Annotated in this window: 19 protein-coding genes; 1 reads left to right on the forward strand and 18 read right to left on the reverse strand. The window is 30.7% G+C overall.

Annotated elements, in window-relative coordinates:
* Positions 1 to 19 precede the first annotated feature (19 nt).
* Positions 20 to 910, forward strand: a complete 891-nt coding sequence (locus OZP06_RS15825; protein ID WP_269222724.1) for a rod shape-determining protein — start codon at positions 20 to 22, stop codon at positions 908 to 910.
* Between the two features lie 83 nt (positions 911 to 993).
* Here the strand turns inward: OZP06_RS15825 and OZP06_RS15830 are convergent, their stop codons facing one another.
* From OZP06_RS15830 to OZP06_RS15915, 18 genes are all read right to left on the reverse strand, one after another.
* Positions 994 to 2,178 (reverse strand): OFA family MFS transporter, encoded by a 1,185-nt coding sequence (locus OZP06_RS15830; protein WP_281239801.1) that lies wholly within the window; start codon positions 2,176 to 2,178, stop codon positions 994 to 996.
* A gap of 127 nt (positions 2,179 to 2,305) precedes the next feature.
* On the reverse strand, positions 2,306 to 3,607 hold the full coding sequence (locus OZP06_RS15835; RefSeq protein ID WP_269222727.1) for a hypothetical protein: 1,302 nt from the start codon (positions 3,605 to 3,607) through the stop codon (positions 2,306 to 2,308).
* A 118-nt stretch (positions 3,608 to 3,725) separates the two neighbouring features.
* The gene (gene pflA / locus OZP06_RS15840) at positions 3,726 to 4,508 is read right to left on the reverse strand and encodes a pyruvate formate-lyase-activating protein (RefSeq protein WP_269222728.1); all 783 of its coding nucleotides are present in this window, start codon (positions 4,506 to 4,508) and stop codon (positions 3,726 to 3,728) included.
* A 93-nt stretch (positions 4,509 to 4,601) separates the two neighbouring features.
* Positions 4,602 to 6,836 (reverse strand): formate C-acetyltransferase, encoded by a 2,235-nt coding sequence (gene pflB / locus OZP06_RS15845; protein WP_269222729.1) that lies wholly within the window; start codon positions 6,834 to 6,836, stop codon positions 4,602 to 4,604.
* A 408-nt stretch (positions 6,837 to 7,244) separates the two neighbouring features.
* Complete coding sequence (locus tag OZP06_RS15850) at positions 7,245 to 7,688, reverse strand: DUF1572 family protein (protein WP_269222730.1); 444 nt, start codon at positions 7,686 to 7,688, stop codon at positions 7,245 to 7,247.
* A gap of 2 nt (positions 7,689 to 7,690) precedes the next feature.
* The gene (locus OZP06_RS15855) at positions 7,691 to 8,164 is read right to left on the reverse strand and encodes a nuclear transport factor 2 family protein (RefSeq protein ID WP_269222731.1); all 474 of its coding nucleotides are present in this window, start codon (positions 8,162 to 8,164) and stop codon (positions 7,691 to 7,693) included.
* A gap of 182 nt (positions 8,165 to 8,346) precedes the next feature.
* Positions 8,347 to 8,604 carry a YtxH domain-containing protein gene (locus OZP06_RS15860; RefSeq protein WP_281323959.1) on the reverse strand — a complete coding sequence of 86 codons (258 nt, stop codon included), beginning with the start codon at positions 8,602 to 8,604 and terminating at the stop codon, positions 8,347 to 8,349.
* Positions 8,605 to 8,622: 18 nt separating this feature from the next.
* On the reverse strand, positions 8,623 to 8,778 hold the full coding sequence (locus tag OZP06_RS15865; protein WP_269222733.1) for a lmo0937 family membrane protein: 156 nt from the start codon (positions 8,776 to 8,778) through the stop codon (positions 8,623 to 8,625).
* Positions 8,779 to 8,851: 73 nt separating this feature from the next.
* Complete coding sequence (locus OZP06_RS15870; protein ID WP_269222734.1) at positions 8,852 to 9,316, reverse strand: peptidase M23; 465 nt, start codon at positions 9,314 to 9,316, stop codon at positions 8,852 to 8,854.
* A gap of 93 nt (positions 9,317 to 9,409) precedes the next feature.
* The gene (locus OZP06_RS15875; RefSeq protein ID WP_269222735.1) at positions 9,410 to 9,595 is read right to left on the reverse strand and encodes a CsbD family protein; all 186 of its coding nucleotides are present in this window, start codon (positions 9,593 to 9,595) and stop codon (positions 9,410 to 9,412) included.
* A 133-nt stretch (positions 9,596 to 9,728) separates the two neighbouring features.
* On the reverse strand, positions 9,729 to 10,253 hold the full coding sequence (locus OZP06_RS15880) for a low affinity iron permease family protein (RefSeq protein ID WP_269222736.1): 525 nt from the start codon (positions 10,251 to 10,253) through the stop codon (positions 9,729 to 9,731).
* A gap of 114 nt (positions 10,254 to 10,367) precedes the next feature.
* Positions 10,368 to 10,757, reverse strand: coding sequence for a hypothetical protein (locus tag OZP06_RS15885; protein ID WP_269222737.1), 390 nt, complete (start codon positions 10,755 to 10,757; stop codon positions 10,368 to 10,370).
* Positions 10,754 to 10,993: a hypothetical protein gene (locus tag OZP06_RS15890; RefSeq protein ID WP_281239793.1), complete on the reverse strand. Its 240-nt coding sequence runs from the start codon at positions 10,991 to 10,993 to the stop codon at positions 10,754 to 10,756. The genes OZP06_RS15885 and OZP06_RS15890 overlap by 4 nt, the downstream gene beginning before the upstream one ends.
* An 11-nt stretch (positions 10,994 to 11,004) precedes the next feature.
* A complete protein-coding gene (locus tag OZP06_RS15895) occupies positions 11,005 to 11,499 on the reverse strand; it encodes a hypothetical protein (protein ID WP_269222739.1) in 495 nt (164 codons plus the stop codon).
* A gap of 121 nt (positions 11,500 to 11,620) precedes the next feature.
* Positions 11,621 to 12,400 (reverse strand): MlaD family protein, encoded by a 780-nt coding sequence (locus OZP06_RS15900; RefSeq protein ID WP_269222740.1) that lies wholly within the window; start codon positions 12,398 to 12,400, stop codon positions 11,621 to 11,623.
* 19 nt (positions 12,401 to 12,419) lie between these two features.
* A complete protein-coding gene (locus OZP06_RS15905; protein WP_281323960.1) occupies positions 12,420 to 13,196 on the reverse strand; it encodes an ATP-binding cassette domain-containing protein in 777 nt (258 codons plus the stop codon).
* Positions 13,197 to 13,198: 2 nt separating this feature from the next.
* Positions 13,199 to 13,993 (reverse strand): ABC transporter permease, encoded by a 795-nt coding sequence (locus OZP06_RS15910; protein WP_281323961.1) that lies wholly within the window; start codon positions 13,991 to 13,993, stop codon positions 13,199 to 13,201.
* Between the two features lie 60 nt (positions 13,994 to 14,053).
* Positions 14,054 to 14,533, reverse strand: a complete 480-nt coding sequence (locus OZP06_RS15915; RefSeq protein ID WP_269222742.1) for a PA2169 family four-helix-bundle protein — start codon at positions 14,531 to 14,533, stop codon at positions 14,054 to 14,056.
* Between the last annotated feature and the right edge of the window lie 95 nt (positions 14,534 to 14,628).

Consider the following 14,628-nt stretch of genomic DNA (forward strand, 5'->3'; position numbering starts at 1 on the left):
AAATTGCATACTTAAGAAAATGATTAAAATTAAAAAATATGCTGCTATTGATATTGGATCGAATGCCATGCGTTTATTAATTACCAATATAGTAGAAGAAGATGGTAAAGAAACTCAATTCAATAAAAGCTCTTTAGTTAGGGTTCCTATACGTTTGGGACAAGATGCTTTTACGGTAGGAGAAATTTCTTCAGAGAATATCGAAAGAATGGTTGATGCAATGAAAGCTTTTAATTTATTAATGAAAGTACATAAAGTAGAGCGTTACATGGCATTTGCAACTTCAGCAATGCGAGAAGCTTATAATGCAAAAGAAGTAGTTGCCTTAATTAAAAAGAAAGCTGATATAAAAATAGAAATTATTGATGGCAAAAAAGAAGCAGCAATAATAGCTTCTACAGATTTACATCATTTATTAAAAACGGATGAAACGTATCTTTTTGTAGATGTAGGTGGTGGAAGTACCGAATTTACGTTGTTTTCAAATGGTAGAATGGTCAATTCAAGATCTTTCAAAGCGGGCACCGTTCGTTTGCTAAATGAAATGGTATGTGATGTAGTTTGGGATGAAATTGAGAAATGGATAAAAATTAATACTGCCGACTTTGAAGAAGTCACTTTGATTGGTTCTGGAGGAAATATCAATAAATTATTTAAAATGTCTGGAAAAGTACAAGAAAAGCCTTTGTCCTATATTTATATGAATGCACAATATGCGTATTTGAGTTCACTTACTTATGAGCAAAGAATTTCTCAGTTAGGATTAAATCCCGATCGTGCAGACGTTATTGTACCAGCGACTCGAATTTATTTAAACGCAATGAAATGGAGTGGTGCAAGGCAAATTTTTGTTCCAAAAATTGGACTTTCTGATGGTATTGTTAAAGCCATGTATTATGGAAAAGTATAATATGTTTTCTTGATAAAAAGAAAAAAAGCCAACTTAATCTAAAATAATTAAGTTGGCTTTTTTTTATATATTCTAGGAATATCTTATGATTTCAATTCTAGAGCAGAAGCTTTGAGTAATCCTTTCAACCATATTCCGACAAGCAACGCTAGTACTAATAATCCAGCAAATAAATAAAATATTGTGATTTGTGAGGTCAATCCAAGCAATATCGGTCCAACAAATGCTGCTGCAGACCAAGCGGTTAAAACATATCCGAGTACTTGACCATATTTTTCAGGGCCAAAAATATCTTTTACAAATGATGGCATTGTTGCAAAACCAGCTCCGTAACCTGCAATAATGATGTAAGTTAGGGTTTGAAACGAAGTTTGATTTGTAGAAAAACTTGGTATTAAAGCAAAACAAATAACATTTATACTAATAAAAATCATGAAAGTTGCCCAACAACCTATTTTATCTGAAATACTTGACCAAAACAGACGACCTAAACCGTTAAACAAACCAATAATTGCAACAAACATGGTAGCTTGTGTAGCTGTCATTCCGACAACTTCTTCTCCCAAAATAGCTGCTTTTGAAATTATAGCTATTCCGCCACAAACATTCAAAAATAATAATAACCAAAGTGCAATAAAACGTTTGTCTGTTACTATTTGTTTCGCAGTTAAATCGACATGTGTATGAAGTGATGTTTTTAAATTTATAGGATTTGCTAAATACAAGGCACTTAATAACATACATATTCCATAGCCTATTGCTAAAGTTGTAAATGCGCCTGACAATCCTAAAGAGGCATAGAGCGGTCCAATTAAAAAAGAAGCCAACAAAGATCCAAGAGCAAAAGACATAATTATTATTCCAGAAGCTAAACCTGGTCTATCAGGAAACCATTTTACAACGGTATAAACTGGAACAACATACCCAAATCCTAAACCAACACCTTGTAATACACCAAATGTTAAGTAAAACAAATGAATAGAATTTATTTTGACTGCCAAAGCACTTCCCAATAATCCTATTGTTACAAAAAGAGCTGCAATTAATCCCGCTTTTGTTGGTCCAATTTTTTGAGCAAATTTTCCTGCGAAAGCAGCTGTTAATCCAAGAAAGCAAATGGCTAAACTAAAAGCAGTTTTAGTATCATGAGCCTCCCAGTTTAATTCTTTCGATAAAGGTTCAATCCATTTACTGTATGCATAAATGGATCCAATTGAAAGTTGCATAATCATACCTGCTAGTACAATTAAATATTTATTACTCGACATAATTTTTATTTTTGATTATATATATTGAAAATAGATTTATTTTGGTTTAACTTCTAGTAATGCTAAATCGATATTATTTCATTTATATTTCATTTTTTTATCAATTCTCTAGTGTTTTTTTTATTATTTAAAAAGTTAAACTACATGAAATTAATCCACGTAAATTACCAACATCAACTTTATTTAAATCTGCCTTTCCGTTAGAATTAAGATCTAAATCTCCCCAAGTTGCAGCGGTATATTCTAATTCTGGAGTAACTTTAAATTTTTTGTGTTTAAACTCAATCCTACCAGATGTTCTCCAAACATCGTCAACTACCCTTGTCCCAGATATTCCTCTAATGTAGTATTTTACAATTTCCCCAGGAGCAAGGCCGTCTTTTGAGTTTCCATTATTTTTAGTATATCCTACGAAAATTCCAGGCGCTATTTTTTTACCATTACTGGCTATATCAATCCAAAAAGAACTGGTTTTAGTGGCTTTGTATTTTTCAGGTTGCAACGGATTTGTATAGCCTATGAACCCACCTAACATTAAAAAATTAATTGTATTTCCTCCTGTTATACCATACGCTTTTACTGAAAATAGGTCGTCAGAATATTTTAAAAAACCAATAAAAGAGGTACTGGTTACTTTTTCAGTAGTTTTTGCTTTGGTTGTAGCAGTTGGAGAATATTCAGTTAATGGCTGCAGTGATTTAAATTCTGCACCAAAACCAGCCAGCCAATTTGCATTTTTAAATTGAAATTGTCCGTGAATAGAAGGAATAGGTGAATTGATAGAAGCAGAATTTTGTGTGCCGCCAATAGCTGTTCCAGTGGCAAATTCTCGTTCTTTATACAATGTTAATGCAAATGATAATTCCTTTGTAAAGTTTTGCTTTACTTTTATTTGTGTCGCCCAACCAAATGGATTAAACATTATTCCAGTATTAAAATTAGCGACACCAGGAAATAGTTCAGGAATAAATGCTGGATACCATGTTTGCCCGACTGTCAATGAAGTTTCTTTCCAATCCATGTTTACAAAAGCATGTCTCAATCGTACTAAACCAATTGAGGCTTCTGTATTACCAAAAAAATCGCCTTCTAAATTTCCTGAAATTTTTGCTCCCCAAATTTCAGGACCTTTTATTTTTAAACCAAATCTAGAATCAATTGATAAAAAATTATAAGAACCCGTTGCGTTTAAATCATCTCCATTGATGTCTAAAACTTTATCTAGCGGATAATAATTTAAATTATCTTCCCTCACTTGAAATGATTTTCTAGTGTCAAAAATATAATCGGTTCTAATATAACCGTAAAAATTATAATCCCATTCTTTTTCTGTAGGAACTGAATTGTTGTTTTCTATTTTTTGTGTTTGTGAAAATCCTTTATTGGACACCATTGTCACCAAAAGAATTAAAATGTATAGTTTTCTCATTTCTTTGTTATTTTTAAAAAATCCTTTTTATAAAGAATAAATGGATTCAACAGCTATTTTAAAACAATTAAAATATTCTTACATACTTTAATTACTTAGAAATACATTTATTAAAGCATTATTTGAGTTTTACATTCTTGAAGTAAAGTTTAAAAATCTCAAATGCTTTATTTTTTTCTTCAATTGTTGGAGCAAGGGTGTTTTCTAATTGATATTCAAAACCTAATATTTCCCATTTGTGTTTTCCTAATTGATGAAAAGGAATGATTTCTACTCTTTCAACTGTTGTATAATTGGTGAAATATTGGCCCCATTCGTGTAAATATTCTTCTTGATCTGTCCAACCCGGCACAAGTACGTATCGCAACCACATTGGTTTTCCAGTGCTTTCTCTATATTCTGCAACAGCAAGGGTTGTTTTATTTTTTAAACCGGTTAGTTTTTTGTGCCAATCGTTGTTGATATGCTTAACATCCAAAAGTAATAAGTCGGTTTTATTTAATAGAATCTTTGTTTTTTCATCCAAAACTCTACCATTAGAATCCAAACAGGTTTTAATTCCATTTTCATGGAGTTGATCAAAAAGTTGAATCAGTTTATCACGTTGTAATAAAGGCTCGCCACCAGAAACAGTAACACCTCCCTTTTTTCCAAAATATGATTTTTGGTGCAATGCTTTTCCAACTATATCTTCAATGGGGATAAAAGTACCTCCATGAATATCTAAAGTATCTGGATTTTGACAATACAAACATCTAAACTGGCATCCTTGAACAAATACCACCATTCGTATTCCAGGGCCATCATGTGTGCCTAGTGTTTCAATAGAATGAATTCGTATAGAGTCAGAATGAAGTATATCAATTGATTCTTCTTTAGATTTTTGCTTTGGAAAATACATTATTTCAAAAATTAAAAACTGTCTAAAATGAAAAATAAATTTTACTTTAGACAGTTTATTGTGGTTTTATTATAATTTAGTGTTGTAGATTATTTACAAATTTTCATGAAATGTTCTAGTAATCACTTCAAGTTGATGCGCTTTTGATAATCGAACAAAGTTTACGGCATATCCTGAAACTCGAATAGTCAATTGAGGATATTTTTCGGGATGTTCGTAAGCATCCATTAATGTTTCTTTATCCAAGACATTTACATTTAAGTGATGGGCATTTCTTCCAAAATAACTATCTAAAATTGTCGTTAGATTAGAAACTTGCTCTTCTTTATCAGATCCCAAAGATTTTGGTACCATTGTAAAAGTATAAGAGATTCCATCTTGTGCATCTTCGTAATTTAATTTACTTACAGAGTTCAAAGAAGCAATTGCTCCATTTACGTCTCTACCGTGCATTGGATTGGCTCCTGGTGCAAAAGCTTCTCCGCCTTTACGTCCATCTGGAGTAGAACCAGTATTCGAACCGTACATTACATTTGAAGTAATAGTCAATAATGAAAGAGTAGGGGTAGCGTTTTTGTAAGCAGTATGTTTTCTTAATTCATCAATAAAGATGCTAGTAATTTCTTTAGCTATACCATCAACTCTATCATCGTCATTTCCAAATTGAGGAAACTCTCCTTCTATATTAAAATCTACAGTTAAGCCAATATCATTTCTAACTGGAGTAACTTTTGCATATTTGATAGCAGAAAGTGAATCGGCGATAATAGAAATTCCAGCAGCTCCATAAGCGATATCAATATTAGGATCGGTATCAATCATAGCCATTTGAGCTCTCTCATAATAATATTTATCATGCATATAGTGAATAATGTACATCGATTTTGCATATACTCTAGCTACTTCTGCAAGAGTTACCTTGAACATGTTCATCACTTTATCATAATCAAGCACACCGTCTTCCATTTGAGGAATATTTTTAATAACGATAGTACCTTTGTCCTCTTCTCTACCACCGTTCAAGGCCATAAGTAAAGCTTTTGGCAAATTGGCACGTGCTCCAAAATGTTGAATTGTTTTACCAATTTTTTGGTAAGATACACAACATGCAATACCATAATCATCAGATCCTCTATTGGTACGCATCAAATCATCATTCTCATATTGTAGAGATGAAGTATCAATTGAAACTTTTGCACAAAAATCTTTAAATCCTTTTGGCAAATTTTGAGACCATAAAATAGTCAAATTAGGTTCAGGTGATGGTCCTAGATTATATAATGTTTGTAAGAATCTAAATGAGGTTTTGGTCACTTTTGTTCTTCCATCATTAAATTGTCCACCAATTGCTTCAGTAACCCATGTTGGATCTCCACCAAAAATAGTATCATAAGCGCCTGGACGCAAATGACGTACCAAACGAAGTTTCATAACAAATTGATCGATATATTCTTGAGCTTCTTCCTCAGTAATAACTCCTGATTGCAAATCATTTTCGATATATACATCTAAGAAAGAAGATACATTTCCAAGAGACATTGCTGCACCATCCTGTTCTTTTACAGCGCTTAAATAAGCTAAATAGGTAAATTGTACGGCTTCTTGTGCATTCAATGCTGGATTAGAAATGTCAATTCCATACGAATTAGACATGATTTTCATATCCTGCAATGCTTTTATTTGATCGAATATTTCTTCTCTCAATCGTACTTTGTGATCGGACATTTCTCCAACTACAGCACTAAAATCTTCTTTTTTGGCTTCAATTAATCGATCGGCTCCATAAAGTGCCAGTCTTCTAAAATCACCAATAATTCTACCTCTAGCATAATTATCTGGTAACCCAGTTAATAAATGTTTTGAACGATAAGCTCTGATTTCGCTATCATAAGCACTAAAAACAGCTTGATTGTGGTCTTTAGCATAATTGAAAATTTTGACTACCTCATCAGAAACTTTCAAACCTCTTTCAGCAACAGCTGATTCTACTAATTTTATACCTCCAAACGGTTTCATTGCTCTTTTTAAAAGCATATCGGTTTGTAATCCAACAATGATTTCGTTTTCTTTGCTAATATATCCAGGTCCAAAAGATGTTATATTTGAAATAATATTGGTGTCAATATCTAAGCATCCGTTTTTTTGGCGCTCTTTAAGTAAATTTTCTTTACAAATATCCCATAAGACAGTTGTTTTTTTTGATGGCCCTGCCAAAAAAGAATCATCTCCTTCATAAGGAGTGACATTTTTCAATACAAAGTCATAAACATCAATAGCATTATTCCAATTTCCAGTCTTAAAATATAATGTTTCAGTCGTACTTTTCATTTTAAAAAAATTATTTAGTTAACGTTTAGCTTTTAAAAGCTTATTTATACTAGTAAAATTACGGATTTTTGGGTTTATAAAAACGCTAAGTTTCATTTTTAAGTAATAATTAAAGTATTCAAAAATATGTAGATCATTTTTTTGATATTTCTTTATTTTGATGACGATTCCAAGAAGCTATTACGTTATAGATAAAATTTATAGTAAAATTTTTTAATGAGTTATTTCTTGTTAAAATATTTATTTTCTTCTATTTTACGCTGAAATTTTACTTTTTTGAACAAAAAAAATTAAATAATATGAAATAAAAAGATTCTGTATTGGCTTATTTTTCAAATTTATATTTGATTATTATGCAATTAAATGGAGTGATTATAGCCTAAAAAATTACAATAAACCAAAAAAGTATTAACTATCAAGTAATCTTCTATGAAAATTAATTTGACCTAGATGATATGCCAAATGTGTTGTAAGGTGAATTAATAGAAATTCTGTTGATGTTTTATTTTCAAAAATTAAAATAGGGTGCTCTTTAATTAAATCTTCATTTGATACCATTTTTAAAGAATGATTTAGCATTATAATTGTTTCATCTATTTGCGTTAATAACACTGATTTTGGTACATTCTTATTCGAAAATTCAAGTTCTCTATTTCTAATGTAATTTGTTTTTCCTATTTGGGATCCTATATATGTGTTTAAATTTCCTATTATATGCAAACATAAATTTCCAGCAGAATTAGAGATTTCTTTTTGTGTGTACCAAATTTTGCTTTCATTTTGGTATGATTGAATCTCAATTTTTAGTTTATTGAGATCTCTATTAAACAAAGTGATTAAAGTTTCTATCATCTTTAGGAATTTTTAATTCTATAATTTTTTAATGCAAACAAAGCTTGTTTTTGTATTTGTTTTTGCATAAATCCCGTCCATCCCAATAGTAAACCTTTGAAACCTAATGCTTGTTTGGACCATTTCCAGATATCAAAGTTATCGATATGCCTAATGATGAGGCCATCCTGAAATTTAAACTCAGAATGAATTACATTCACTACTTTTTTGTTGGTTTTGCTAAAAATATAAGTTGCTATCCATTTGGCTGTTCCTGAATAATCATCAGCTTTTAGGTCTGAAAACTCAATCGTACTGTTTCCGTTACTTTTTTCGGTTAACATTTTCCACATTTGGCGGGCATCTTCTCCTTTTAATATACCAAAAGCGGGATCTTGAAATTGAATTTTTTCATGATAACATTCACCCATTGTGCTGGCGTCACCATTTGCAAAAGCAGAATAGAATTTAAATAGTATTTGTTCGTTTGGGTTCATTATTAATCAATTTTGAAAGTTAAATTAGTCATTTTTTTTACAAAAAACGGATTGACTTATAATTTGGCTTTACTTTTTAGTTTGCATTTACGTTCATGATTGATTTTTTTTCACTTATCTAATGCCATAAAAAAAGCCAAACTGTTTTTTACAATTTGGCTTTTAACACTTTAAAATAAAAATTAAATACTGCTGTTTTTTAATTCGTTTTTTAAATTATCTAATTTTGATTTTCCTTCATGGAACATTTTTTCATAATTGCTTTTTAATGTTTCTGATATATTTTCGAATTTATCCTTCAAATCATCGGCATAATTATTTCCTTTTCGAAGAATTTTTTTTCTGGTGTCTGCTCCTTTCGCAGGGGCAAACAATATTCCCAATACAGCTCCTGTGGCAATTGCACCCAAGACTCCTAATGCGATTTTATTTGCTTTCATGTGATTATTTTTTAATAATTATAAAACTTTTCTACCTTGAATTATTCTTAATATTACTGCTATTAAAGCAATAACAAGTAATATGTGAATAATGGATCCTGCGCTGTAAGCAAAGAACCCGATTGCCCAAAAAATAACTAGTATAACTGCGATTGTATAAAGAAGATTGCTCATTTTTTTTTGATTTTTATTTAAAATTAAGAATGTGTTGCAATCATTCACTATTACAACAATATAACGTATTTATTTAATTTTTGTTGTTCACTGTAAAGTCTTTTAAACTTTGACCTAATTCATCCATATCATGGTTGAATTCTCTTTTAAAAGATTTCCAATCACTGTTGACATCGTTTTTATAAGAATCCATTTTTATTTTTAAATCCCTATTTTTTTGTTCCATTGCATCGATACTTACTTGGTATGTTTTATCGATATTTTTACCCGTTTTATTAAGTTTTAATTTTAACTCATCAATTTTGGCATTGTTTTCATTTATTTTCGCGTTCGTTTCATCTTTGAATGCTTGCCATTCTTCTGCGGTAGCGACTCTTTTTGCTTGATCCAAATCGTTTTCGGCAACTGTTACGGCAACTTTTGCGCTGTCAACATTTTCTTGTGCGTCTTGAACTTTTTCGGTATTTGGTTTGCAACTAGTAATGGAAGATCCAATAACAAAAGTGGCAAGTGCAAGGGTAAAAATTGATTTTTTCATAGTAATTATATTTGAAATTGATATTTTTTTTGAATAAAAATGTATCCATTTAAAAAAATTACTGATTAAATGGATACATTTTACAGCAGCTATTTATAGTGCTTGAATAATTTTGTGAAGTTCTTCTTTAGTTTTTCCCAATTTGATTTGAAGTTTACCCATCATTTCGTCTTTTTTTCCTTCAACAAATAATAAATCATTATCTGTCAACGCAGCAAATTTTTGTTTCAATTTACCTTTTTGCTCGTCCCAATTTCCGTTTAGTTCTGTTGTGTTCATTTTGTTATAATTAAGTGTGAAAGCATTTTCACATCTATACAAAGATGGGATTATACGGTCAAAAAAGGCTTATAAAATTCTCGCAAAGAGTTATATCATTTACAGTTTTTGTCTTCTTATTATTTCATTTTGATTACTCTTTTATTTGATTTTCATCTTCATTTAGAGTTTTATCCAATTCCCTATTAAATTCCTCTTTAATTTCTTCGTTCAAATCTTTAATTTGCTCTGCTAGTTCCGAATATTCTTTTGATAATTCCGTAATTTCTCTTTCTGTTTTAATTTCAGCATTCATTACTGCATTGCTGGCAGGTTCATGTGATGAAACCAATTCGTTTATTTTAAGGTGTAAAGAAGCTGAGAATCGATTGAAAGATTTCTGGATAATAAATAAACTTAAGAAAGTAACCCCAAAAATGATGTCACCAATAATAAGATGAGTGTCGTTGTTAATAAACAAACTATTGATCCACCAAAACAACACTAGGCATAAAGCTATTAGAAATGAAATAGAATTTCCTAATATAGTAGTTGCTAAAGAGACCAATTTTTCGAAAAGATTTTCAGTATGGCTGTATATTTTATTCATATGTAGATAATATTTGTTTTGGTATTCGATGATTTTCAATTGCGACAGCTTCAATGATGGCAATTTCATAACATTTAATTTTTTGAAAATAATATAAAAGCCCCACCATTTTAATAGCAGGGCTTGAACCAAATTTTTGACAAACGTTCCCGTAGTCTTAAATTTAAGTTTTTATTAGAATACTTATTTTTTTGCCCCATCAAAGTAATCCGTTACCAATGCGATTTTCTGATTAATATTCATTTTGTCGGCTTCTTTAATCTCTATTTTGATATTTGCAAAGCGATGATCTTTTTCGATACTATTAAACAGTTCATTTTTTGCATTGGTTGGACCAAAAAGTAAGACATTATTATAATTTAAAATAAGATCTTCTAGTTTTTTATAGAATCCTGCTTGGAACTGTTGTTCTTTATTATGCATTATTGATTCACTTTTTACAAGGCTTTCTACTTTATCTTGATGCGTAAAATTGGATTCAATAGTTTTCGCTTCTTTCCATTGATCTGTAAATTCAATGATATGAGCAATGGAATGATCCATCCAAATACCTAAATTTTTTACTGTTTTCATTTTCTTTTTTTTATATTACTTGGAAAGTCAATTTTATGATTTGGTGCATATTTATCTACTATTTCTTTTAAGGAATTTAGATATTCATTTAGCACTTTTCTGTTTATTTCCGGATTTTCAATATCTGGAATAGTTTCTGGCATTTCAAGAAGGTATTTAGATAACTCAGGATAATCCTTTCGTATTACAATTGTAGTATTCATAATTTGATTATTCAACTCATTTATAGTCTCCATTACATTAGGAATTAATGTTTACCGTTTTTATGACCATTGTTTTCTTTATCATGATGATTATCATTATCTCTATTACCTTGGTTGCCGTTATTGTAGCTTCTATTTTCATTTTTTTTATAATTCGCAACCGATCTATAGTTCTCTTGATGTCCATTATTATATCCTTTATAATATTTTACTTTATGCTCTTGATAATGGCCATAAGGTCTTGAACCGTGGTAGTCATTTAGCACTACTTTATATCCATTGTATAAATCATAGTTTCTATAACGGTTAGGTAAATTATGAGATCTTATCCAAACTCCGTTATTCAAAAAGATAAATTGTTGGGCACGTATATCATAATAGGATTGAACATCTGGCAAAAAATAATAAGATACTTCAGAATAACCAGTTGGTCCCCATTGTGGAGGTGTTCCAAAATTTACATTAATAGAAACTTGGGCATGGTTTGCTGTAGACGTAAACAAGAATAGGGCTAGGGCAATTAGTTTTATTGTTTTCATTTTTTTTGACATCTTCATTTCAAAGAGAAAATTTATTTTTCCTCTTTTAATTTTGATTTTACAAAGATCATATTGAAAACATATTTTGATGTTATACTATTACTATAAAAAATATCATAATTCACGGATTTTCCTTTTTGTCTTTCAAATCCAATTCTTTCTGAATTTCTTTTTCTTTTTTTGCAGCAGCTTTGTCTTTATCTTTTTGAATTTTTTCTTGTTTTTTGGCTGCGGCTTTTTCCTTTTTGTTAAAATAACCTTTCAATAAAAAGTTGTGTTTAGCGGCATCCATATTCTCACTAAAACCTTTCGTTCCTGTCTCTAGATTAGACATTGTTGCATTTAGTTTTTTACCCATATTTTCATCCATTAACAATTTGGATAAAGTTCCTTTTCCATTGTTGATTTTAAAACTGAATTCGGCAAGTTGATCAGTTATTATCGAAGCATTATCCACTGTGGTTTTTACACCTTTCATGATGTCTTCAATTTCGATTGCTTTGATTGAAGCTATAATTGCATTGTCTTTTACGCTTTTATTGGATTTTGTCCCAGGTGAGATAGTAAGTACTTTATCACCCATTAATCCATCAGAGCCGATGCTAGCTTTGGAATCTGTTTTTATAAAGCGTCGCACTTCATCTTTAATTATTAATTTTACGGCTACAGTTGAATCAGTGATAAGGGTAATTTCACTTACTGTTCCGACATTTATTCCAGAAAAGCGGACATTATTTCCAACTTTTAATCCAGTTACTGTTTTAAATTGTGATTGTAGGGTAAAAGTAGATCCAAATAAATTTTTTTGTTTTCCAACAAAGTATATGGTTCCAACAAAGAGAATCAACCCTATAGTTACAAACATTCCTAATTTCCATGTGAATCCTGATTCTTTATACATAATTTGAGTATTTTATTAATTAAATAAAAAAAGATCGAACCCATTCATCCTTGCTTTTTTCTAATTCGGCATAACTGCCTTCTGCACAGATAACACCATCTTTGATAATCATAATTCGGTTTGCTGTTATTTTGGCACAGGCCATATCATGAGTTATAATAATAGAGGTTGTTTTGTATTTTTTTTGAACAAACAAAATCAATTCACTTATTTCTCTAGATGTTATTGCGTCTAATCCAGTTGTAGGTTCATCATACAAAATGATTTCGGGTTTAATAATAACGGTTCTTGCAAGTCCGATTCTTTTTCGCATTCCACCAGACAATTCAGATGGCATTTTGTCAATGGCTTCTTCTAGACCCACGCTTTCTAGTGCTTCTATTATGGCTTTTTCGATTTCCTCCGATGATGCATTTGGAGAATGGTGTTTTAGGGTAAATTCCAAATTTTGTCTAACAGTCATCGAATCATACAAGGCACCATTTTGAAAAAGAAAACCAATACGTACTCTTATATCATTTAGATCAGTTTCATTAAGTTTGGTGATTTCGGTTCCAAAAATTTTGATTTCACCTTCATCAGCATGAATTAAACCAACCAAACATTTTATGGTGATTGATTTTCCAGATCCAGACCTGCCTAAAATCACTAAATTCTCTCCTTTTTTTACAGAAAGAGTAATGCCTTTCAGGACTGCATTATCCCCAAATGATTTGCAAACATTATTTAGTTCTAGAATTGTTTCTGTTGATTGTGTGCTTGTTTTTTTTTCCTTCACTGGTTTATGCTGTATCATGTTTAGTAAAATAAATCAGTTATTTGAACGGCAATCATATCAATGATAAATATGGTTAATGATGCAGTAACTACAGCCGTATTGGCCGCTTTTCCAACACTTTCGGTCCCGTTTTCGGCATTAAATCCTTTATAGCAGCCCACCAAACCAATTGCAAAACCAAAGAAAAAGGTCTTTAGTATAGCCGGTAGTATATCCAAATACTCAAGATGTTCTAAAACATTGGAGAAATAACGGTAAAAGCCCATGTTTTCATGGATATTGTATCCGATATATCCACCATAAATTCCAATAAAATCAGCATAAATAACTAAAATTGGAATCATAATTGTGGTGGCCATAATTCTGGTTGCAACTAAGTATTTATAAGGATTTATTGCCGAAACTTCCATGGCATCAATTTGTTCGGTAACTTTCATCGAACCTAATTCGGCTCCAATTCCTGAGGCTATTTTTCCTGCACAAATTAAGGCTGTAATTACGGGAACGATCTCACGAATTAATGAAAGTCCTACCATGCTGGGTAGCCAGGATTCTGCACCAAATTTTGCCATTGTAGGACGAGATTGTATGGTAAGAACCAAACCCATTATAAAACCAGTAATACTAACTATTGGTAAGGATTTATAACCAATTGCGTAACATTGCCAAATAAATTCTTTGAATTCGAAAGGGCCTTTTGCAACTTCTTTGAAAAAGCGCGTTGTAAATAGCGTTGCTTTCCCGATATCTTCAAAAATATTTTTTAGATAGGATTTTGTATTTGAAGCTTTTGTAATCTTTACAGGACTTTTCATGGTTTAAAAAGGAGTTGTAATGTTGATTTAGAATGTACCCTAGTTTATGAAGAGTATTGTTTAGGCATCTAAGTTGAATCTTCTACAGGTTACCAATAAATCGCCAAGACCTTTTAAAGTATCATGCTCTTTTTTTATGGATTGATGTTGTGCATGTAATATATTTTGGTGTTTTGGAGATAAATGCGCTGTGTTATTACGCAATACGGCCAGGTATTTTTTTAGGGTAATATCAGCATCATATTCACATCGATTTAGTAGATCTTCCCGATCATTAATTTTGAATTTTAAATTGATTTGCAACCAAATTCGGGAAAAATATATTTTGAGAGAGGAGTTTTTTGATGGTTTTCCTCCTAATTTTTGAACTTCAGAAACCAATTCAGCTGTGCATCTTTGGCTTTTTTCTTGAAACCCAAGAAACAATATTATTAAGTCGGATTCATTCGTTTGCTTTGATGCTTTTATATAACTTTCAAACCGATTGTTATTGATTCCGATAAAAGTATTTAAAACACTAATAGATTTTTTTGTATTCATCGAATTCAAATTAAGGTTATTATTGAAAATTAGAAATGCTATTTATTAATAGACAAAGTTCAATACTTTAGCTTCTCTAAATGTTTCATAATTTT

It is taken from the genome of Flavobacterium sp. IMCC34518, assembly GCF_027111095.2.
GTDB lineage: Bacteria > Bacteroidota > Bacteroidia > Flavobacteriales > Flavobacteriaceae > Flavobacterium > Flavobacterium praedii.

Bases quoted from the DNA above. Each gene is read 5' to 3' on its own strand.
- OZP06_RS15850 (WP_269222730.1), bottom strand. From the start codon at position 7,688: ATGATAGAAACTTTAATCACTTTGTTTAATAGAGATCTCAATAAACTA.
- pflA (WP_269222728.1), bottom strand. From the start codon at position 4,508: ATGTATTTTCCAAAGCAAAAATCTAAAGAAGAATCAATTGATATACTT.
- OZP06_RS15870 (WP_269222734.1), bottom strand. From the start codon at position 9,316: ATGAAAAAATCAATTTTTACCCTTGCACTTGCCACTTTTGTTATTGGA.
- OZP06_RS15875 (WP_269222735.1), bottom strand. From the start codon at position 9,595: ATGAACACAACAGAACTAAACGGAAATTGGGACGAGCAAAAAGGTAAA.
- OZP06_RS15835 (WP_269222727.1), bottom strand. From the start codon at position 3,607: ATGAGAAAACTATACATTTTAATTCTTTTGGTGACAATGGTGTCCAAT.
- pflB (WP_269222729.1), bottom strand. From the start codon at position 6,836: ATGAAAAGTACGACTGAAACATTATATTTTAAGACTGGAAATTGGAAT.
- OZP06_RS15885 (WP_269222737.1), bottom strand. From the start codon at position 10,757: ATGAAAACAGTAAAAAATTTAGGTATTTGGATGGATCATTCCATTGCT.
- OZP06_RS15905 (WP_281323960.1), bottom strand. From the start codon at position 13,196: ATGATACAGCATAAACCAGTGAAGGAAAAAAAAACAAGCACACAATCA.
- OZP06_RS15865 (WP_269222733.1), bottom strand. From the start codon at position 8,778: ATGAGCAATCTTCTTTATACAATCGCAGTTATACTAGTTATTTTTTGG.
- OZP06_RS15895 (WP_269222739.1), bottom strand. From the start codon at position 11,499: ATGAAAACAATAAAACTAATTGCCCTAGCCCTATTCTTGTTTACGTCT.
- OZP06_RS15890 (WP_281239793.1), bottom strand. From the start codon at position 10,993: ATGGAGACTATAAATGAGTTGAATAATCAAATTATGAATACTACAATT.
- OZP06_RS15860 (WP_281323959.1), bottom strand. From the start codon at position 8,604: ATGAAAGCAAATAAAATCGCATTAGGAGTCTTGGGTGCAATTGCCACA.
- OZP06_RS15915 (WP_269222742.1), bottom strand. From the start codon at position 14,533: ATGAATACAAAAAAATCTATTAGTGTTTTAAATACTTTTATCGGAATC.
- OZP06_RS15855 (WP_269222731.1), bottom strand. From the start codon at position 8,164: ATGAACCCAAACGAACAAATACTATTTAAATTCTATTCTGCTTTTGCA.
- OZP06_RS15910 (WP_281323961.1), bottom strand. From the start codon at position 13,993: ATGAAAAGTCCTGTAAAGATTACAAAAGCTTCAAATACAAAATCCTAT.
- OZP06_RS15900 (WP_269222740.1), bottom strand. From the start codon at position 12,400: ATGTATAAAGAATCAGGATTCACATGGAAATTAGGAATGTTTGTAACT.
- OZP06_RS15880 (WP_269222736.1), bottom strand. From the start codon at position 10,253: ATGAAATTGCCATCATTGAAGCTGTCGCAATTGAAAATCATCGAATAC.
- OZP06_RS15825 (WP_269222724.1), top strand. From the start codon at position 20: ATGATTAAAATTAAAAAATATGCTGCTATTGATATTGGATCGAATGCC.
- OZP06_RS15830 (WP_281239801.1), bottom strand. From the start codon at position 2,178: ATGTCGAGTAATAAATATTTAATTGTACTAGCAGGTATGATTATGCAA.